This window comes from Bordetella saccharivorans (assembly GCF_045862855.1).
In the GTDB taxonomy this organism is placed as follows: Bacteria; Pseudomonadota; Gammaproteobacteria; order Burkholderiales; family Burkholderiaceae_B; genus Bordetella_A; species Bordetella_A petrii_F.
In genome coordinates this window covers 4300173-4319239 of sequence record NZ_BAAFZO010000001.1, presented here as the reverse complement: position 1 = coordinate 4319239, position 19067 = coordinate 4300173, and the positions used below count along the sequence as shown (strand labels likewise).

The window sequence follows — 19067 nt, the reverse complement described above, 5'->3', positions numbered from 1 at the left end:
TCATGGCGGCGCCCCTTCCTCCCGTATTGGCCGAAGTGCCGGCGCCCGCGGCCGCGGGCACGGCCGCGCCGGGGCGGCCGACATGGCGGCGCCTGCGACAGAACAAGGCGCTGCTGGCCGGCGGCGCGATCCTGCTGGCGATCGTGCTGATCGCGCTGTTCGCGCCCTGGCTGTCGCCGCACGACCCGTATTTCCAGGACCTGACGCACCGGACGGCGCCGCCGGTCTGGTACGACAAGGGCACCTGGCTGCACCCCCTGGGCACCGACCAGCTGGGCCGTGACTACCTGTCGCGCCTGTTCTATGGCGCGCGCATCTCGTTGCTGATCGGCGCCAGCGTAGCGCTGATTTCCGGCCTGATCGGCACCGCGCTGGGCATGGCGGCCGGCTATTTCGGCGGCAAGATCGACATGGCGGTGTCCTTCCTGGTGACCACGCGGCTGTCGATGCCGGTCATCCTGGTGGCGCTGGCCACGGTCGCCATCGTGGGCGGGTCGCTGTGGGTGGTGATCCTGGTGCTCGGGCTGCTGAAGTGGGACCGCTTCGCGGTCGTGATGCGCAGCGCCACCCAGCAGGTGCGCGCGCTGGAATACGTGTCGGCGGCGCAGGCGGCCGGCGCATCGACCTGGCGCATCGTGCGCGGCGAAGTGTTGCCCAACGTGGTGCCGCACCTGATCGTCATCGCCACGCTGGAAGCGGCCAGCGCCATCCTGCTGGAGGCGGCGCTGTCGTTCCTGGGCCTGGGCGTGCAGCCGCCGCTGCCGTCCTGGGGCCTGATGATCTCCGAAGCCAAGGCCTACATGTTCTTTTCCTTCTGGCTGATCGCCATTCCCGGCAGCGCGCTGGCGCTGCTGATCTTCGCCATCAACCTGGCCGGCGACGGCCTGCACCAGTGGCTCACCCCGGACGACAGGGCCTGACGATGAATGCTGCGGAAATCGTGCTGGACGTGCAGGACCTGCGGGTCGACATCGACACTCCGCGCGGCGCCCTGCATGCGGTGCGCGGGGTGTCCTTCCAGGTCCGGCGCGGCGAGACGCTGTGCCTGGTGGGCGAATCCGGCTGCGGCAAGTCGATGACCTCGCTGGCCATCATGGGGCTGCTGCCCCGGACGGCGCGACGCAGCACCGGCCGCCTGGCCGTGCTGGGCGAAGACTTGTCGCGCGCCGGGCGCCGCCGCGTCAACGCGCTGCGCGGCAACAAGATGGCCATGATCTTCCAGGAGCCCATGACCGCCCTGAACCCGGCCTACACCATCGGCGAGCAGCTGGCCGAGCATTATCGCCATCACCGTGGCGCCGGCGCCGCGCAGGCGCGCGAGCGCGCCGTGGAACTGCTGGAAAAAGTCGGCATTGCCTCGGCCGGACAGCGCCTGGGGCAATACCCGCACCAGCTTTCGGGCGGCTTGCGGCAGCGCGTGATGATCGCCATGGCCCTGATGTGCGGGCCGGAGCTGCTGATCGCCGATGAGCCCAGCACGGCGCTGGACGTGACCATCCAGGCGCAGATCCTGCGCCTGCTGGCCGACCTGCAGGCCGAGCTGGGCATCGCCATGGTACTGATCACCCATGACCTCGGCGTGGTGGCCCGCATCGCCCGCCAGGTGGCGGTGATGTATGCCGGTCAGGTGGTCGAACAGGGGCCGGTCGCGGACATCTTCGCGGGGCCGCGCCATCCGTATACCCAGGGGCTGCTGGCCTGCATCCCGGTGCCCGGCCGCACGCCGCCCGGCGCGCCGCTGGGCACCATCCCCGGCGTAGTCCCGGCGCTGGTCGGTGACCTGGCCGGCTGCGCCTTCCGGGAGCGCTGCCGGCACGCCCAGCCGGCCTGCGGATCCGCAATCCCGGTGCACCGGGCGCCGCCCGGCCACGAATGGCGCTGCATCCATACGGAGGCCGGCTGATGGACACGCTCATCCAGGCACAGGACGTCAGCCGCAGCTTCACCGTCAAGACTGGCATGTTCCAGCCGCGCCGCACCCTGCACGCCGTCAACGGCGTGGACCTGACGGTCGGGCGCGGCGGCGTGCTCGGGGTGGTGGGCGAATCCGGCTGCGGCAAATCGACGCTGGCGCGGCTGCTGCTGGGCCTCTTGCCGCCCACCGGCGGCGCGGTGCACATCGAGGGCCGGGACATCCGCGAGCTGTCGCGCCGCGCGCTGGCGCGGCGCGTGCAGCCGGTGTTCCAGGATCCGTATTCCTCGCTGAACCCGCGCCGCACTATCGCCGCGATCGTGTCGCTGCCGCTGGAAGTGCACGGCATCGCCAACCCGCGCCAGCACAAGGCCATCGAGATGCTCGAACGGGTCGGGCTGCCGGCCCGCCTGGCGGGCAATACGCCCGGACAGCTGTCCGGCGGCCAGCGCCAGCGGGTGGCCATCGCGCGGGCGCTGGTGATGAACCCGGAAATCGTCATCTGCGACGAGCCGACCTCGGCGCTGGATGTGTCGGTGCAGGCGCAGATCATGAACCTGCTGATGACCCTGCGGCGCGAGTTCGACCTGACCTATGTCTTCATCAGCCACAACCTGGCGGTGGTGGAGCACATCGCCACCGACGTGGCCGTCATGTATCTGGGCCGGGTAGTCGAATCCGCGCCGGCCGCCGAGCTGTTCCGCCAGCCGCGCCATCCCTACACCCAGGCGCTGCTGGCCTCGGTGCTGACCCCCGAGCCGGGCCTGGGCATTCCGGACACGGGCCTGGGCCTGTCGTTTCCCGACCCGCTCAAGCCGCCGCCGGGCTGCCCGTTCCACCCACGCTGCCGGCACGCCATGCCGCAATGCCTCGAGGAGCGCCCCGCGCTGCTGCCGCAGGCGCATGCGCTGGTGGCCTGCCATCTCTATTCGCCATCACCACGAGGAGCCGTCCAGCCATGAGCCGCTCAACCGCCATCGCCCGCGCCCAGCAATGTTTCGATTCCGGCGCCTTCCGCGACCTGCTCGCGCGCCGCCTGGCCATTGCCACCGAAAGCCAGAACCCCGACCGCGCCGGCGAATTGTCCGCCTACCTGGAGACGGAGATGCGGCCGGCGTTCGAGGCCATGGGGTTCGCGTGCAGCATCCTCACGCACGAGAAAGCGCGCGCGCCATTCCTGTTCGCCGAGCGCATCGAGGACCCTGCCCTACCCACCGTGTTCGGCTACGGCCACGGCGACGTGATCCGCGGGCTGGAGCCGGAATGGCATGCCGGCCTGTCGCCCTGGACGCTGGCCGAGCGCGACGGCCGCTGGTATGGGCGCGGCATCGCCGACAACAAGGGGCAGCACAGCATCAATATCGAGGCGCTCAGGCTGGTGCTGCAAACCCGCGGCAAACTCGGCTTCAACGTCAAGTACCTGGTCGAAATGGGCGAAGAAACCGGCTCGCCGGGCCTGCGCGAACTCTGCGAACAGCAGCGGGAACGATTCGCCGCCGACCTGCTGATTGCCTCCGACGGCCCGCGCCTGAGCCCGCAGCGGCCCACCGTATTCCTGGGCGCGCGCGGCAGCCTGAACTTCGACCTCAGCATCGAGGCGCGCGCCGGCGGGCACCACTCGGGCAATTGGGGCGGCCTGATCTCCAACCCGGGCATCCAGCTTGCCCACGCCATTGCCACCCTGGTGTCGCCCAGCGGCCAGATCCGCGTGCCCGAATGGGTGCCGGCCGGCTTGCCGCCGGCGGTGCGGCGCGCGCTGGCCGACTGCGAGGTCGACGGCGGCGCGGACGGCCCGGAGATCGAGCCCGGCTGGGGCGAACCCGGCCTGTCGCCGGCCGAGCGCGTGTTCGGCTGGTGCTCGTTCGAGGTGCTGGCCTACAAGACGGGCAACCCCGATACGCCGGTCAATGCCATTCCGCCGCGTGCGTGGGCCCGCTGCCAGTTGCGCTTCGTGGTGGGCGTGGACCCGGACGCGCTGCTGCCCGCCCTGCGCCGCCACCTGGACCGCCAGGGCTTTCCCATGGTGCAAGTGCAGGCCACGCGCGAGACCATGTTCAAGGCCACGCGCATCGACCCCGACGACCCGTGGGTGCGCTGGACCGTGGCTTCGCTGGAGCGCACCAGCGGCAAGAAAGTGGCCGTGCTGCCCAACCTGGGTGGCTCGCTGCCGAACGATATCTTCACGGACGTGCTCGGCCTGCGCACGGTGTGGGTGCCGCATTCGTATCCGGGCTGCTCGCAGCACGCGCCCAATGAACACCTGCCGCCGGAGCTGCTGCGCGAGGCGCTGGCCCTGATGACCGGCCTGTACTGGGACCTGGGCGCTGGCGATACGCCGGGCCGGACCCGGGCCGGAGCGGCGGCCGGCTAGCGCCTTGCGGGGAGGCTTTAAAGTGCGCAGGCCCTAGGCCGGATAGGCCTGGAACACCGAAGTCAGCCCCCAGCGCCGCACCAGCAGCACGTCGTAGGGATGCTTGCGGCCCTCGTACTCCGGGCCGTCCATGCCCGGCGAGCCCAGCGGCATGCCGGGCACGGCCAGGCCGATCGCCGCCGGGCGTTCGCGCAGCAGGCGCTGGATGTCGCGCGCCGGCACGTGGCCTTCCAGGGCATAGCCGTCCACCAGGCCGGTATGGCACGAGCCATACTCCGCGGGGATGCCCAGCCGCGCGCGGATCGCCGAGGTGTCGTCGACCTCGTTGACTTGCACCTGGAAGCCGTGGTCACGCAGGTGGGCGACCCAATCCTGGCAGCAGCCGCAGGTCGGCGTCTTCCAGACCTGCACCGCGGCCCCCGGGGCGCGGGCCCAGGCCGCCGCCGGAGCGAGTGCCAGCCCGGCCAGCAGGCGGCGGCGGGTCGACATGGAACGGGAGATGGAGGTTGGCATGATATGAAGTCTCGTCGTGGCGGCATTCAGAACCAGATGCGCACGCCCGCCAGCAGCGCGCGCTCCGAGCGGCTCTCGCCGGCTTCGCTGGCATAGCGCGCCGTCTGGCCGAACTTGCGGCCGAAGGATACACCGACATAGGGCGCGAACTGGCGGGTGATTTCGTAGCGCAGCCGCAGGGTCAGCGCGGCATCGGCCAGGCCGGCCCCGATGCCGCGCGCCGGATCGTCCTTGCCATACAGGCTGGCCTCGATCTCCGGCGTGAACACCAGGCGCTGCGTCAGCAGCAGATCGTACTCCGCCTTGAGCCCCAGCGCCGTGCGGCCGGCCTTGCCCACATAGGCGGTCAACTCGGTCTCGATCTCGTACGGCGCCACGCCCTGCAGGCCGAACGCCAGCCAGTCGCGCTTCGGGCCGGTGCCGAAATCGCGCCGGGCGCCCACCTGCGCGTCCCAGTAAGGCGACACGGCGCGGCTCCAGAACGCCTCGATCTTGGCGGCCGAGGCGCCGCCCATGCGCTCGCCCTCGCTCTTGACCCATAAGCGGTCCAGGCCCCGTCCCACCCAGAATTCGCCGTCCCATTGCAGCCCGGTGCGACCCTCCCGGTCGTGCGCCAGGCCGAACTTGTCGAACAGCAACTGGCTGGCGGTCATGCCGTCCATCATGTGGGCGTGGATGCCGTAATCGTCATAGCCGCGCGGGCCCGTGCCGTCGCTCGACGGCAGCGTGCCCGCCGGCAGGGCGCCGGAATCGCCACTCGCCGGCGCCGGGCCGTGCGCCATGCCGGGCATGGACGCGTGCTCCATTGCCGGGGCAGGCATGGCCGGCCCGGTCGCGCCACCCTGGTCCATGCCGTGGCCGGCATGACTCGATTGCGCCCCGGCCGGCCAGGCCAGCAGCAACCCCAGCAAGGCCGCGGCCAGCGTGCCGGCCCGGATGAAGGAACGATGATCCATGCGGCTACTCCACGACCACGGCCCGGAACATGCCGGCTTCCATGTGATACAGCAAATGACAGTGATACGCCCAATTGCCGCGCGTGTCGGCGCTGACGCGATAGCTGATGCGCTGCGCCGGATTCAGGCTGATGGTGTGCTTGCGCACCTGGAAGGCGCCATCGGGCGATTCCAGGTCGCTCCATAAGCCGTGCAGGTGGATGGGATGCGTCATCATGGTGTCGTTGACCAGCACGAAACGCACGCGCTCGCCGTACCGCAGCACGATGGGCTTGGCATCGGCGAACTTCACGCCATTGAAAGACCACAGGTAGCGGTCCATGTTGCCGGTCAGGTGCAGCTCGATCTCGCGGGTGGGCGGCCGCTCGTCGGCCGGCACCGTGGCCGAGCGCAGGTCCGCGTAGGTCAGCACGCGGCGGCCGTTGTCGCGCAGTCCCACGCCCGGGTCGTCCAGGCGGGTCGACACCACCTCGGGCAGCATGGAATTCGCCACGCCGCGCTCGGCCGGATACGGATGCCGCACCTCGACCATGCCACCGGCGTCCACGCCGCTGCCGTGGCCGGCTGCGCCGCCATGGCCGTCATGCCCGCCATGGCTCATGCCCGCCATATCGTGGGCCATGCCCTTCACGCCATGGCCCATGCCGTCCCTGCCGTGGTCCGTGGACGGCGCGCCGTGCGCCGTGCCGCCCATGTCGTGGCGCATGCCCATGTCCGCCATGCCCAGCACCTGGACGGCATCCAGCGGCGGCACCTCGCCCTGCATGCCGTCCCGCGGCGCCAGCGTGGCCCGGGCATAGCCGGAACGGTCCATGGCCTGCGAGAAAATCGTATAGGCGCGCGCCTCGTCCGGTTCGACGATCACATCGTAGGTCTCGGCCACCGCGATGCGGAACTCGTCGACCTCCACCGGCCGCACCGGCTGCCCGTCGGCCGCCACCACGGTCAGCTTCAGGCCCGGAATGCGCACGTCGAAATAGGTCATGGCCGAGCCGTTGATGAAGCGCAGCCGGATCTTCTCGCCGGGCTGGAACAGCCCGGTCCAGTTGCCCGCCGGCGAGCGGCCATTGGTCAGGTAGGTATAGGTGGCGCCCGAGACATCGGCCAGGTCGGTCGGGTCCATGCGCATCCGCTGCCACATCAGGCGCTCATCCAGCGCCTGCCCCCAGCCGGCCTGGCGCGCCTGCCGGGCCAGGTCGCCTACCGTGGGCCGAATGCGGTTGTAGTAGTCCGGCATCACGATCAGCTTGCGGAACACCTCGGCCGGATCCTCGTCCGTCCAGTCCGACAGCAGCACGACGTAGTCGCGGTCCCAGCGGGGCGTCTCGGGCGTGCGCGGCTCGATCACGATGGCGCCGTACAGGCCGGTCTGCTCTTGCAGGCCCGAATGGCTGTGGTACCAGTATGTACCGCTCTGGCGCACCGGGAACCGGTAGGTGAAGGTCTCGCCCGGCCGGATCCCCGCGAAACTCAGGCCCGGCACTCCGTCCATGTCGCTGGGCAGCAGGATGCCGTGCCAGTGGATCGAGGTGTCTTCGCGCAGCCGGTTGGTCACCCGCAAAGTAACGTGGTCGCCCTCGCGCCAGCGCAGCACCGGCGCGGGCAGCCGACCGTTGACCGTGGTCGCGCGGCGCGCCCGCCCCGTGTAGTTGACCGGCGATTCGCCGATTTCCAGGTCGAACTGGGTGCCGGACAGCACTGCGGGCCCCGGCGCGGCAGCCGCCCAGGCGCCGGCATGGCGCAGCCCGGCGCCGGCCAGCAGGCCGCCGGCGGCCAGGCCCTGGACGAAACGGCGCCGCGGCGCCGAGGCGGGCCCGCGGCCCGCGAGATCGAAAAATGCAGTCATGCGGGCACTCTAGCGGCGCCAGCCCGACGCCAAGCTGTCGGCCAGATTACGTTTCTGTAATCTGGCGCGCGGCAATGCTGAAACCGACTTCGGTCCCGTGCGCGCCGGAGGCGGCGAACACATCGCCGCCGTGCATGCGCGCGATCGCCCGCACAATGGCCAATCCCAGCCCATGCCCCGCTGCGCGCCCGCCGCGCGCGCCATCGGCGCGGTAAAAACGGTCGAAGATGCGCAACAAGGCCGGCGGCGCAATGGCCGGGCCCGTGTTGTGCACGCTGATCCGCATGCTGGCGCCTGCGGCCGCGTGGGTGACGCGGACGACGCTGCCGCGCGGCGCCGCCTTGATCGCATTGGACACCAGGTTGGCGATCGCCCGGCGCAACAGCCTCGGATTGGCCAGCGCCGCGCCGTCGCCCTGCCCTTCGATGCGCAGCGCCAGGCCGGCCGCCTCCAGCGCCGCCTCGTAGTAATCGGCGACCCGCGCGATTTCGCCGCGCATGTCGACCGGCTGCAGGTCCTGCGCCAATTCCCCGCTGTCGGCGCGCGCCAGGAACAGCATATCGTTGACCAGGGCGCGCAGGCTTTCGAGCTCTTCCAGGTTCGAGGCCAGCGCCTCGCGCAGCTCGGCGGCGCCGCGCTCGCTGCCCAGGGCGATCTCCGTGCCGCTGATCAAGGTGGCCAGCGGCGTGCGCAGCTCGTGCGCCACGTCGGCATTGAAGCCTTCCAGTTGCTGGTAGGCGGCTTGCAGGCGATCCAGCAGCTGGTTGAAGGTGCGGACGAACTCATGCAGTTCGGCATCGCCCTCCTGCTGCGGCAGGCGCACGGCCAGGTTGCCGGGCTCGATGCGCGCCGCCTGCGCCGACAGGCGGCGCAAGGGCGCCACCGAGCGCCGCACGGCCCATGCGCCCAGCATCACCGTCACCCCGACCCAGAGTCCGCAGACCAGCAGCAGCGCGGTCGCGTAGGTATACAGGAATTGCCCGCCAGGCCGCGTGCTGATGGCCACGGTCAGCGCGGCGCGGTCGAAAGGCCCCGCCTCCAGGGCGACCCGCAGGCCGCGCATGCGCTGGCCGTCGCTGGTCTCGACCAACACCTCGTCGCCCGGGCCGGCCCGCAGCACGCGCGGCGCCGGCCCGCCGTAGTGCGGCTGGCCATCGGCGCCGGTGATCCAGGCACGCAGCTGGCCATGGCCAGCCAGGATGTTGTCCAGTGTGGTCGCCAAGTGCCCGGACGGCCCGGGCCCGGCCTGCATGCCGATCAAATGCTCGATGAGTTCCAGCTTGCCGGCCACTTCGGTGATCTGCTGGCGCTGCACCTCGCGCTGCAAAGCCCAGAACAGCATGCAGCCGGCCACGCTGGATACGGCCAGGGCAATGGCGCCCAGCAGCAAGGTGAGCCGCAGTTCGATGGATGCGGGACGGCGCATCATGGTTCGCGCAGCTCCAGCACGTAGCCCATGCCGCGGACGGTGTGCAGCAGCCGGCGCTCGAACGGGTCGTCGAGCTTGGCGCGCAAGCGCCGCACCGCCACTTCGATGACATTCGTATCGCCATCGAAGTTCATGTCCCAGACCTGCTCGGCCAGCAGCGTGCGCGACAGCACCTGCCCCTGGCGGCGCAGCAGCAGGGCCAGCAGCGTGAATTCCTTGGCGGTCAGGTCGAGCCGCACGCCGGCCCGGCGGGCCTTGCGTCGCACCAGGTCCAGCTCCAGGTCGTCCAGCGCCAGCACGGCCGGCTCCTGGCCGCGGCCGCGCCGCAGCAGCGCATGGATGCGCGCCAGCAGCTCGGAGAAGGCGAACGGCTTGACCAGGTAGTCGTCGGCGCCGCCTTCCAGGCCGCGCACGCGATCCTCGACCCGGTCGCGCGCGGTCAGCATGAGCACCGGCGTGCTTTTGCAGCGGCGCAGGCGCGCCAGCACCTCGAACCCATCCAGGCCCGGCAGCATCACGTCCAGCACCACCACGTCGTAGTCGAGCTCCAGCGCGGCATGGCAGCCGTCGACGCCGTCGCGCGCCACGTCAACCACGAAGTTCTGTTCGGCCAGGCCCTTCTGCAGGTAGCCGGCAAGCTTGCGCTCGTCCTCGATAACCAGTATTCGCATGGTTCGCCTTCATACATTTGCCGTGAATGTAATCCGGCGCCGCGATTTTTGCAGTGGCCCCAACGCCCGCGCGCCTGGCCTGCCGTCCGATTCCCGGCTAGTGCGGGACTGCTTCTAGAGTGGACAGGCCCTAGCCCGCGACGACCACTGCATCCAGCGCCAATACGCCCTGGCCCCGCGGCAGCGCCAGCAACGGATTGATTTCGATCGACTCGACGCGGCCTGGCGCCGCGTGCGCCAGCGCGGCCAATGCCACCAGCGCGTCGGCCAGGGCGTCCAGGTCGCAAGGCGGCGCGCCGCGCGCGCCGCACAACAGCGGATAGGTTTTCAGGCCGGCGATCATGGCGCGGGCCTGGTCGTGTCCGAACGGCGCCAGCCGGAAACTGACGTCGCGCAGAATCTCTACATACACGCCGCCCAGCCCGAACATGATCACCGGCCCGAACACGGGGTCGCGGTGCATGCCCAGGATGCATTCCACGCCACGCGGCGCCATCGGCGCGACCAGCACGCCATCGATGCGCGCCCGGGGAGCCTGCCGCCCGACCGCCGCCATGATGTCGGCATGCGCGCCGCGCACCTGCCCGGCGCCCTGCAAGGCCAGCCGGACGCCGCCCACATCCGATTTGTGCAGGATGTCGCGCGACACGATCTTGAGCGCCACCTGGCCGCCGATGGCGTCGGCCTGGGCGACGGCCTCGTCTGCGCTGGCGGCAAGGCGCGCGTCCACCGTCGGGATGCCGGCCTGGCGGACCAGCGCCAGCGCCTCGATTTCATTGAGCGCGCCGGGGCCGGCGGGGAGTTCCACGGCGGCCGCCGGCGGCTCGCGCGTGAGCGCGGGTTCGGGCGCGTCGTCCATGGCCGCCACGGCGCCCAAGGTCCGGATGGCCGCGCTGGGATCGGTGAAGACCGGGCACCCCAGCGCCTCCAGCGCCTGCCGCCGCGCCGGCGGGAAGATCGCGCACAGTGACAGCGACACGGCCGGATGGCGCCCGCGCAGCTCCCGCACGAAGGACTCGAAAGTCGGCCACAGCGAATCCAGCGAGCCCGCCGCCGCCAGGAACACTGCCAGGGCATCATAGGTGCCGCTGGCGAGCATATCGTCGGCCGTCTCCAGCAACAGGCCCGGCTCGGCTACCGCCTGGCCGGTCACATCCACTGGGTTGCGCGCGCTGGCAAAAGGCACCCGCGCCAGCAGCCGGTCGCTGACGGATTGCGCCGGCGCGGGCAGCGCCAGCCCGGCGTCCTGCGCGTCATCGGCCATCAGCGCGCCCACCCCGCCGGAAATCGTGATGATGCCCAGCCGGCGCCCAGCCAGCCGTTGCGGCCAGGCGCTCAGCGCGTAGCCCAGATTGAAGAACTCGTCGATCGTGTGCGCGCGCGCCACGCCGTACTGGCGGAACAGCGCGTCGTAGACCGCGTCGTCGCCGGCCAGCGCAGCCGTGTGCGAAGCGGCCGCCTGCGCGCCCGCGGCGGTGCGGCCGATCTTGGCCACCACCACGGCCTTGCCGGCCTGGCGGGCCGCCGCCAGGGCCTGGCGCAGTTTCGCGCCATCGCGGCAACCTTCCATGTAGACCATGATGACGCGGGTATGCGGATCGTCCACCAGCCATGAGATGCAGTCCGGCACGTCGAGATCCGATTCGTTGCCGGTGCTGATCCAGTATGACAGCCCCAGGCCGCGTTCCCGCGCCATGCTGTAGGCATAGGCTCCGAACGCGCCGCTCTGCGAGACCATGCCGATGTCGCCGGCCGCGACGGCGCCATTCATCGGCGCCGGCGAGAACGTGGCGTAGACCTGCTCGCGCACATTCATGAAGCCCAGGCAGTTGGGGCCCAGCAGGCGGATGCCGCGCTCGCGCGCGACGGCCTCCAGGCGCGCCTGGCGGGCCCGCCCCGCGTCGCCGGTTTCCGCATAGCCCGAAGTGAATACCACGGCGCCTGCCACCTGGCCGGCGCGCGCCAGGGCCAGCGCGTCGGCGGCCTGCTCCGCCGGCACGGCCAGGATCGCCAGGTCCACCGGCTCCGTGAGGGCGGCCAGGTCGGGGCAGGCAGGCAAGTCCAGGATGGTCCCGCCGCGCGGGTTCACCGGCACGATGCGCCCGGCGTAGCCGTGCCGGCGCAGCAGGGCGAGCGGCATCGCGCCGATCTTGCCGGGCGTGGCGGACGCGCCGACGACGGCAATGCTGCGGGGATGGAATAGACGGGAAAGCTCGGTGCGGGAGGTCATGGCAGGTGGCGGAACCGGGTTCAGGAAAATTCGACGACAGTGCGGCCGCGGCTGGCTCGCCGCAGCATGGCGTCGAGCGACTGCGGCAGCGCGGCGGGCTCGATGACTTGCGCGATCTCATCGAGGCGGGCCGGCCGGTAGCGGGTGGCGATCTTGCCCCACACCTCCTGGCGCAGGGGCATCGGGCTATTGGCGTTGATGCCCAGCAACTTGACGCCGCGCAGAATGAACGGCAGCACGGTCGTCGGCAATTGCGCCCCGCCGGCATTGCCGAAGGCCGCCGCGATGCCCTCGGGCTTGAGCGCGCTGAGGGCGCGCGCCAGCACCTCGCCGCCGACGGAATCGACCACGCCGGCCCAGCGCGCGCTCTCGAGCGGCCTGCCGCCGGACGCCGGCGCGGGCGCCGGCGCGATCACCTCCGAGGCGCCCAGACGCCGCAAGTACTCGGCGGCGTCGGGCTTGCCCGACATGGCGCATACGCGATAGCCACAGCGGCTGAACATGTCGACCGCGATGCTGCCCACCCCGCCAGTCGCGCCGGTGACCAGCACCTCGCCCTGCGCCGGCGCCAAGCCGTTATGTTCCATCCAGTGCAGCGCCAGGCCGGCGGTATAGCCGGCCGCGCCCAGTACGCAGGCGTCGCGCAGGTCCAGCCCGCGGGGCAACGGCATGACCCAGTCGGCGGGCACGCGGGCATACTCGGCGTAGCCGCCGTCGCAGTCGACCCCGATACCGAAACCGTGCACGATGACTTCCTGGCCCGCCGCCACGACGCCACTGGCCGAGGCCACCACTCGCCCGGTCAGGTCGATGCCGCCGATGCGCGGATAGGCACGGATGATGCGCCCCTCTCCCGCCGCGGCCAGTGCATCCTTGTAATTGAGACCGGCGTACGCCACGCGTATGACAACCTCGCCCGGCGAGAGATCGCCGATATGCAGGGTCTCGAAGCGGCCGTCGGGCCGCGCGCCGGCCGCCGGCGCGTGCAATCGATAGGCGAGAAATGGCGGGATGTTCATGATTTTCCTGTCGAAAGAAGCGGCGACGCGGGGCGCAGGATGCGCCGCGCCAGGGTGGCCCGGTGCAGTTCGTTGGCGCCGTCATAGATGCGGAACGGCCGCAATTCGCGCCAGATCATCGACACCGGCGTCTCGTCGGAAATGCCCAGCGCTCCCATCATCTGCACGGCGCGGTCGGCGACGCGACTGACCGCCTCGGACACGAAGACCTTGGTCATGGACGAGAGGTGCTTGACCGACCGGCCGGCGTCCAGGGCGGCCGCGCAATCGGCTGTCATGAGCCGGCTGGCATGCAGGTCGATGTGCGAATCGGCGATCATGGCCTGCACTTGCTGCAGGTCGGCCAGCCGGGCGCCGAACGATTCGCGCTGCTGTACGTAGCGCTGCGCCAGTTCCAGCGCCCGCACGGCGCGGCCGATATAGCGCATGCAGTGCGACAGCCGCGCCGGCTCCAGCCGCAGCTGGGCATACTCGAACCCCCTGCCCGGCTCGCCCAGCACGGCATCCTGGCCTACCTCGCAGTCCTGCAGCAGGATCTCGGCGTGGCCGCCCACCTGGTATCCGGTCGCCATGCCGATGTCGCGGACCATCCGGTAGCCCGGCGCATCGGTGTCCACGATGAACAGGGTGGCGCCGGCGTCGGTGCGCGCCAGCACGAGGGCGAAGGCCGCGCCCACGCCGCCGCTGATGAACATCTTGTGGCCATTGAGCACCCAGCGGCCGCCCCGCCGCTCCGCCCGGGTAGCCAGCATGGCGGGATCCGAGCCCGCGCCCGGCGGCGGCTCGGTCATGGCGAAGCAGGCGCGGGCTTCGCCGCGCGCCAAAGGCCCCAGATAGCGCGCCTGCTGTGCCGGGTTGCCAATGGCCAGCAAAGTCAGCATGTTGGGCTGGTCCGGCGGCGCGCAGTTCATGGCCGCCGGCGCCAGGAAACCGCGCCCCGCTTCTTCCAGGACCGCCGCGCATTGCCGCCAGTCCAGTCCCAGGCCGCCCCAGTGCGGCGGCAACTGCGGTGCGTAGATGCCGTCCTCGCGCGCACGCTTGCGCAGCCGCGCGACAGCCGCATCCAGGGCCGCCACATCGTGCGCCAGCGCGGGCGATTCAAGCGGAATGGCTGCTTCGTCGACGAACCGGCGCACGCGTTGCCGCAACTGGCCGATATCGACGGCATGGCCCCGCTTTCCCGTGGTGTCCATCCCGCTCATTGCTCCACCTTTACGCCCGCCTGCTCGACGGCCTTGCGCCATTTGCGTGTCTCCTCCGCCATGTGCCGGCCGAACTCGCCGGGCGCGCCGCCCATGGGCCGCATGCCCTGCTGGACGAAGTAGTCGCGGACCTCTGGGTCGGCCAGCACGGCATCGATGTTCTGGTTCAGGGTACCGACGATGCTCGCGGGCGTGCCGGCGGGCGCCATGACTCCCCACCAGGACGAGGCAATCAGCGGGTAACCCCACTCCGCCAGGGTCGGCACTTCGGGCAGCAGCGGGTTGCGCTGCGCAGCGGCGATGGCCAGCGGGACGACCCGGCCGGCGTCGATCTGCGCCCGCACCGGCGGCAGGTTGTCGAAGCTGAGCGGCACCTGGCGACCGGCCAGCGCGGCGACGGCCTCGGCGCTGCCCTTGTACGGAATGTGCCGCAATGGAATCCCGGACTGGTGCGCGAACATCTCGGCAGCCAGGTGCGGAATGCTGCCCACGCCGGCGGTGGCGTAAGCCAGGCCTGCGCCCTGGCCCGCGGCCCGCCGCAGGCTGGCCAGGTCGACAATGTCGCCGCCGGCCGGCGCCAGCACGTATACCGGCACATCGGTTGCCCAGGCCACCGGCGTCAGGTCCGTGGCGACGTCGTACGGCAGATCCTGGTACAGCACGGCATTGGTCGCCAGGTTGGCGGTGCCCATCAGCAAGGTGTAGCCGTCCGGCCTGGCGCGCGCCACATAGGCAGTGCCGATCTGGGTGGCACCGCCCGGCTTGTTCTCCACCAGGACGGGCTGCCCGAGGCGCGGCGCCAGCTTCTTGGCCAACATGCGTGCCGCGGTATCGGTGCCGCCGCCCGCCGCATAAGGGACGATGAGCCGTATCGGCTGCTCCGGGTACGCGGCGGCGGCGCTGCCGGCCGCCGCCAGCAACAACCCCGCCCACGCCACGGGCCATAATTTGCATAGCGATAATCTCATGCCTGCCCCTACTGGATCCGGGTGCCGGTGGACTGGACCAGCTCGCGCCACCAGGCGGTTTCCGATGCAATCTGCTGGGCGAATTGCTGCGGCGTACTGCCGAGCGGCTCCGCGCCCATCGCCTGCAGGCGCTCGCGCAGCTTGGGATCGGCCAGCGCCTGGGAAATCGCGGCGCTCAGGCGGTCGACCACGGAGTCCGGCGTGCCGGCAGGGGCCATCAAACCTTTCCACGCCATGACCACGAAGCCTGGCACGCCGGCCTCCTCGAACGTCGGGACATCGGGCGCGGCCGCGGCCCGCGCGTCGCTGGGTACCGCCAGCGCGCGCAGCCGGCCGGCCTGGACGTGCGGCAACAGCGCTGGCATGTTGTCGATCATGACGGCGATGTGCCCCGCGATCAGGTCGGTCACCGCCGGTCCGGTGCCCTTGTAGGGCACATGTTCCATCTGAATGCCCGTCTTCTGCTTGAGCAGCTCGCCGGCCAATTGCGCGGGAGAACCATTGCCGGGCGACCCGAACGACAGCTTGCCGGGATTGGCGCGGGCGTAATCAAGGAACTCGCCCAGCGTCGTGGCGGGCACCGATTGCCCGACCGCCATCAGGTTGTGCTCGCGGGTAATGCAACTGATCGGCGCCAGGTCCTTGGCAGGATCGAACGGCATGTCGCGGTACAGGCTCGGATTGATGACCGTCGGGCCCGCGGCCGCCAGCAGCAGCGTATAGCCGTCCGGTTCGGCCCGCGCCACGAGGTCGCCGCCGATATTGCCGCCGGCGCCCGGCTTGTTCTCGATGATCACGGGCTGGCCCAGGATGGGCGGCAAGGCGTCCGCCAGGAGCCGGCCGAGAATGTCGGTCGATCCGCCCGGCGCAAACGGCACGATCAAGCGGATGGGACGTTCCGGATAGGCCGCCGCGGCCAGGCCGGGCCATGCCGCCGACAGCGCCATGGCGGTGCCGGCAACCCATTTTGCCAATCTTTTCATGCTTGTCTCCTGGTGGGGGCCGTCTTGTATGTCGTGGACGCGGCCCCTGGATGCCGCTCAGCGGGCCGGCGTGTATCCGGCGCGCGTCAGCGTCTGCCGGGCAATCGTCAATTGGTGGATCTGGCTGGTGCCTTCGTAAAGGCGGAACAGCCTGACATCGCGATAGAAGCGCTCCACCGCGTAATCGGCGACGTAGCCATATCCGCCGTGCATCTGGACACAGCGGTCGGCCACGCGGCCGCACATTTCGGATGCGAAGTATTTGCACATCGACGCCGCGAGCGCGACGTCCTTGCCCTCGTCGCGCTCGCGCGCAGTCTGCAGCACCAGCGCGCGCGCGGCGTGGATTTCAGTCTGGCAATCGGCGATCATGGCCTGGATCAGCTGGAAATCCATCAGCGGCCGGCCGAACTGGCGGCGCTCGGCGACGAACGCCACCGCGTCGTCGAGCATGCGGATGGCCGGCCCCACGCACAGCGCCGCGAGGTGGATGCGCTGCTTGTTCAAGACCTTCATGGCAGTCTTGAAGCCCATGCCTTCCCGGCCGCCGACCAGATTCTCGGCCGGCACCCGGCAATCGCTGAAATGCACCGAGGAAACAGGCGAGCCGGCCTGGCCCATCTTGTCGTACGCCGGCCCGGTGGACAGGCCGGGCGTGCCGCGCTCGACCAGGAATGCCGATATGCCGGCGGCGCCCGGCTGCGATGCGTCCGTGCGCGCCATCACCGTGAACAGGCCGGCCAGCGGCGCATTGGTAATGAAGCATTTTTCGCCATTCAATACATAGACGTCGCCGTCGCGGCGCGCCGTGGTCTGCAGCGCGGTGGCGTCCGAGCCGGCCTGCGGCTCGGTCAGGGCGAACGAACCGGTGATCTCGCCCGCGGCCAGGCGCGGCAGATAGCGCGCCTTCTGCTGCGGCGTCCCATCGGCCACCAGCGCCTCCGAGCCTATGCCAGTGTTGGTGCCGACCCGGGCCCGGAAGGCCACCGAGCATTGCGACAGTTCCAGCGCCGCCAGCACCAGCTCTTCGGTAGTCAGGCCCAGGCCGCCGTACTCGGTGGGAATCGAATAGCCGAACATATGCTGGCCGGCCATCTCGCGCACCAGGTCGTCCGGGACGGCATCGGCGCGGGCCACCTCGCTTTCGCGCGGCACCAGGCGCTCACGCACGAAGCGCCGCAACGAGTCGAGGAATGCGGAAAAGCTATCGGGATCTCTGATCATCTTGCGTAGTCCTGCGGCGGCAAGCGCCCTTGGCGTCGATGCCTGGCAGACTATCAAAACGCTTGCAGATTCGAGACGTTTGTTTTGATATCTTGAACACAGCAATACGGGTAGCGGCTATCATTCCAGGCAGGCGAACCTCCCGGCCACCCTGGCAATGACACCTCCCCCCCATTCCGGACGCCACCCGGATCCCGCTTTCGCCACCACCCTGGCCCATGGCCTGTCGGTCCTGCAGACGTTCAGGCACGGCGAACCCGTGCTCAGCAACAAGGAACTGGCGGAGCGCACCGGGCTTTCCAAGGCCACCATATCGCGCCTGACCTATACGCTGCTGCAGCGCGGCCTGCTGCTATACGACAGCCGGCTGCGGCGCTACCGGCTCGGTCCGGCGGTACTGTCGCTGAGCTATCCCCTGCTGGCCAGCATGAAAATCCGCCAACTGGCGCGCCCTCTCATGAAGCGCCTGGCCGACCAGGCCGGCGGCTCGGCCTCCCTGGGCATGCGCGACGGCCTGCACATGGTCTACCTGGAAACCTGCCGCGGCCACGATGCGATCGCGTTCCGGCCGGATATCGGCGCCTTGCTGCCGCTGCTCGCCTCGGCCATGGGGCGCGCCTGGCTGGCCCAGTGCGACAGCGCCACCGCCGCCCCGATCCTGCAGGCGCTGCGCAGCCGCGACCCGGCGGCCTGGAAGCGCTATGCGCCGGCCTGGGAGCGCGCCCGCGGCGATTATGCGCGGCATGGCTATTGCCTGTCCGCGGGCGACTGGCATTCGGACGTGCATGCCGTCGCGGTGCCCTTGCGCCGCGCCATCGATGGCCGCATCCTGGTCTTCAACTGCGGCCTGCCGGCGGCGCGCCTCAAGCCCGGCGAGCTGGAAGGGCGCATCGCCCCACGGCTGGCGCAACTGGTGGCGCGCGTCGAAGCCCTGCTCGAGCGGGCGGACCAAAACACATGAGCTCATCCAGCGAACGCGACACCCAGTTCGCCAGCACCCTCGCGCATGGCATCGACATCCTGGCCTGTTTCAAGGCCGACCAGCCGGAACTGGCCAACAAGGACTTCGCGCAACAGACCGGCCTGTCGCGCAGCGCCGTCGCGCGCCTGACGCACACGCTGGTCGAACTGGGCTTCCTGCAGCGCGATCCCGCCACCGCGCGCTACCGGCTGGGCGCCTCGGTGCTGGCCATGTGCCATCCGCTGCTGGCCAGCATGCAGATCCGCCAGGTCGCGCGGCCCCTGATGAAGCAGTTGGCCGATCATGCGCGCGGCGCCGTATCCCTGGTGGTGCGGGACCGGCTGCAAATGGTCTACGTAGAGACGGCGCGCTCGAACGAGCGCTTGCAGACGCGTCCGGACATCGGCGCCGCGCTGCCAATGCTGGCCAGCGCGGCCGGCAAGGCCTGGCTGAGCCGCGTGCCGGAAGCCGAGCGCGTCGCCGTGCTCAACCAGCTGCGCGTCGCCGATCCGCGCGCATACGGGCAGCACGTTGCCGCCCTGGCGGGCGCGCAACGCGACCTGGAGCGCAAGGGTTACTGCGGCAACAACCTGCAGTGGCGCCCCGATGCCTATGGCTTCGCCGTGCCGCTGTGCCGCCAGCACGAATCGCTGCTGTATGTCTTCAACTGCGGCGTGCCGTCCGGCGACGGCCCGTACAAGGCACGGGCCGCCGACCTGGGGCCGCGGCTGGTCACGCTGGCGCGCGAGGTCGAGCGCCTGCTCGGCATGCGCTAGCGCCGG

General features: G+C 70.5%; 17 protein-coding genes. 6 read left to right on the top strand and 11 right to left on the bottom strand.

Annotated elements, in window-relative coordinates:
- Positions 1–2 precede the first annotated feature (2 nt).
- Genes ACKTT0_RS20640 through ACKTT0_RS20625 form a run of 4 tightly spaced genes read left to right on the top strand, consistent with a single transcriptional unit; the run spans position 3 to position 4283 of the window.
- Positions 3–920 carry an ABC transporter permease gene (locus ACKTT0_RS20640; RefSeq protein WP_407851639.1) on the top strand — a complete coding sequence of 306 codons (918 nt, stop codon included), beginning with the start codon at positions 3–5 and terminating at the stop codon, positions 918–920.
- Positions 921–922: 2 nt separating this feature from the next.
- Positions 923–1903 carry an ABC transporter ATP-binding protein gene (locus ACKTT0_RS20635; RefSeq protein WP_407851638.1) on the top strand — a complete coding sequence of 327 codons (981 nt, stop codon included), beginning with the start codon at positions 923–925 and terminating at the stop codon, positions 1901–1903.
- Entirely contained in the window at positions 1903–2874 is a 972-nt protein-coding gene (locus tag ACKTT0_RS20630) for an oligopeptide/dipeptide ABC transporter ATP-binding protein (RefSeq protein WP_407851637.1), read from the top strand. The genes ACKTT0_RS20635 and ACKTT0_RS20630 overlap by 1 nt, the downstream gene beginning before the upstream one ends.
- Positions 2871–4283, top strand: coding sequence for a M20 family metallopeptidase (locus ACKTT0_RS20625; protein ID WP_407851636.1), 1413 nt, complete (start codon positions 2871–2873; stop codon positions 4281–4283). The genes ACKTT0_RS20630 and ACKTT0_RS20625 overlap by 4 nt, the downstream gene beginning before the upstream one ends.
- 33 nt (positions 4284–4316) lie before the next feature.
- Here the strand turns inward: ACKTT0_RS20625 and ACKTT0_RS20620 are convergent, their stop codons facing one another.
- From ACKTT0_RS20620 to ACKTT0_RS20570, 11 genes are all read right to left on the bottom strand, one after another.
- Positions 4317–4796, bottom strand: coding sequence for a DUF411 domain-containing protein (locus ACKTT0_RS20620; RefSeq protein WP_407851635.1), 480 nt, complete (start codon positions 4794–4796; stop codon positions 4317–4319).
- A 26-nt stretch (positions 4797–4822) separates the two neighbouring features.
- A complete protein-coding gene (locus ACKTT0_RS20615; protein ID WP_407852470.1) occupies positions 4823–5647 on the bottom strand; it encodes a copper resistance protein B in 825 nt (274 codons plus the stop codon).
- Positions 5648–5756: 109 nt separating this feature from the next.
- On the bottom strand, positions 5757–7598 hold the full coding sequence (locus ACKTT0_RS20610) for a copper resistance system multicopper oxidase (protein ID WP_407851634.1): 1842 nt from the start codon (positions 7596–7598) through the stop codon (positions 5757–5759).
- Positions 7599–7644: 46 nt separating this feature from the next.
- Entirely contained in the window at positions 7645–9027 is a 1383-nt protein-coding gene (locus tag ACKTT0_RS20605; RefSeq protein ID WP_407851633.1) for a heavy metal sensor histidine kinase, read from the bottom strand.
- Positions 9024–9698, bottom strand: a complete 675-nt coding sequence (locus ACKTT0_RS20600) for a heavy metal response regulator transcription factor (protein ID WP_407851632.1) — start codon at positions 9696–9698, stop codon at positions 9024–9026. The genes ACKTT0_RS20605 and ACKTT0_RS20600 overlap by 4 nt, the downstream gene beginning before the upstream one ends.
- Positions 9699–9828: 130 nt before the next feature.
- Complete coding sequence (locus ACKTT0_RS20595) at positions 9829–11928, bottom strand: acetate--CoA ligase family protein (protein ID WP_407851631.1); 2100 nt, start codon at positions 11926–11928, stop codon at positions 9829–9831.
- Between the two features lie 20 nt (positions 11929–11948).
- On the bottom strand, positions 11949–12947 hold the full coding sequence (locus ACKTT0_RS20590; protein WP_407851630.1) for a YhdH/YhfP family quinone oxidoreductase: 999 nt from the start codon (positions 12945–12947) through the stop codon (positions 11949–11951).
- Complete coding sequence (locus ACKTT0_RS20585) at positions 12944–14140, bottom strand: acyl-CoA dehydrogenase family protein (RefSeq protein ID WP_407851629.1); 1197 nt, start codon at positions 14138–14140, stop codon at positions 12944–12946. Before ACKTT0_RS20585 ends, ACKTT0_RS20590 begins: the two co-directional genes overlap by 4 nt.
- Positions 14141–14145: 5 nt before the next feature.
- Positions 14146–15117, bottom strand: a complete 972-nt coding sequence (locus tag ACKTT0_RS20580) for a tripartite tricarboxylate transporter substrate binding protein (protein ID WP_407851628.1) — start codon at positions 15115–15117, stop codon at positions 14146–14148.
- Between the two features lie 8 nt (positions 15118–15125).
- Complete coding sequence (locus tag ACKTT0_RS20575) at positions 15126–16100, bottom strand: Bug family tripartite tricarboxylate transporter substrate binding protein (protein WP_407851627.1); 975 nt, start codon at positions 16098–16100, stop codon at positions 15126–15128.
- A 57-nt stretch (positions 16101–16157) separates the two neighbouring features.
- Entirely contained in the window at positions 16158–17324 is a 1167-nt protein-coding gene (locus ACKTT0_RS20570) for an acyl-CoA dehydrogenase family protein (RefSeq protein WP_407851626.1), read from the bottom strand.
- A 157-nt stretch (positions 17325–17481) separates the two neighbouring features.
- On the opposite strand from ACKTT0_RS20570, the gene ACKTT0_RS20565 reads away from it, so the two are divergent.
- Both ACKTT0_RS20565 and ACKTT0_RS20560 read left to right on the top strand, forming a co-directional pair.
- Positions 17482–18285, top strand: coding sequence for an IclR family transcriptional regulator (locus ACKTT0_RS20565; RefSeq protein ID WP_407851625.1), 804 nt, complete (start codon positions 17482–17484; stop codon positions 18283–18285).
- A complete protein-coding gene (locus ACKTT0_RS20560) occupies positions 18282–19061 on the top strand; it encodes an IclR family transcriptional regulator (RefSeq protein ID WP_407851624.1) in 780 nt (259 codons plus the stop codon). Before ACKTT0_RS20565 ends, ACKTT0_RS20560 begins: the two co-directional genes overlap by 4 nt.
- Positions 19062–19067: the final 6 nt, after the last annotated feature.

Coding starts and splice junctions, on each gene's coding strand:
- ACKTT0_RS20630 (WP_407851637.1), top strand. CDS start 1,903: ATGGACACGCTCATCCAGGCACAGGACGTCAGCCGCAGCTTCACCGTC.
- ACKTT0_RS20615 (WP_407852470.1), bottom strand. CDS start 5,647: ATGGACCAGGGTGGCGCGACCGGGCCGGCCATGCCTGCCCCGGCAATG.
- ACKTT0_RS20605 (WP_407851633.1), bottom strand. CDS start 9,027: ATGATGCGCCGTCCCGCATCCATCGAACTGCGGCTCACCTTGCTGCTG.
- ACKTT0_RS20585 (WP_407851629.1), bottom strand. CDS start 14,140: ATGGACACCACGGGAAAGCGGGGCCATGCCGTCGATATCGGCCAGTTG.
- ACKTT0_RS20590 (WP_407851630.1), bottom strand. CDS start 12,947: ATGAACATCCCGCCATTTCTCGCCTATCGATTGCACGCGCCGGCGGCC.
- ACKTT0_RS20565 (WP_407851625.1), top strand. CDS start 17,482: ATGACACCTCCCCCCCATTCCGGACGCCACCCGGATCCCGCTTTCGCC.
- ACKTT0_RS20635 (WP_407851638.1), top strand. CDS start 923: ATGAATGCTGCGGAAATCGTGCTGGACGTGCAGGACCTGCGGGTCGAC.
- ACKTT0_RS20575 (WP_407851627.1), bottom strand. CDS start 16,100: ATGAAAAGATTGGCAAAATGGGTTGCCGGCACCGCCATGGCGCTGTCG.
- ACKTT0_RS20595 (WP_407851631.1), bottom strand. CDS start 11,928: ATGACCTCCCGCACCGAGCTTTCCCGTCTATTCCATCCCCGCAGCATT.
- ACKTT0_RS20570 (WP_407851626.1), bottom strand. CDS start 17,324: ATGATCAGAGATCCCGATAGCTTTTCCGCATTCCTCGACTCGTTGCGG.
- ACKTT0_RS20640 (WP_407851639.1), top strand. CDS start 3: ATGGCGGCGCCCCTTCCTCCCGTATTGGCCGAAGTGCCGGCGCCCGCG.
- ACKTT0_RS20560 (WP_407851624.1), top strand. CDS start 18,282: ATGAGCTCATCCAGCGAACGCGACACCCAGTTCGCCAGCACCCTCGCG.
- ACKTT0_RS20620 (WP_407851635.1), bottom strand. CDS start 4,796: ATGCCAACCTCCATCTCCCGTTCCATGTCGACCCGCCGCCGCCTGCTG.
- ACKTT0_RS20580 (WP_407851628.1), bottom strand. CDS start 15,117: ATGAGATTATCGCTATGCAAATTATGGCCCGTGGCGTGGGCGGGGTTG.
- ACKTT0_RS20600 (WP_407851632.1), bottom strand. CDS start 9,698: ATGCGAATACTGGTTATCGAGGACGAGCGCAAGCTTGCCGGCTACCTG.
- ACKTT0_RS20610 (WP_407851634.1), bottom strand. CDS start 7,598: ATGACTGCATTTTTCGATCTCGCGGGCCGCGGGCCCGCCTCGGCGCCG.
- ACKTT0_RS20625 (WP_407851636.1), top strand. CDS start 2,871: ATGAGCCGCTCAACCGCCATCGCCCGCGCCCAGCAATGTTTCGATTCC.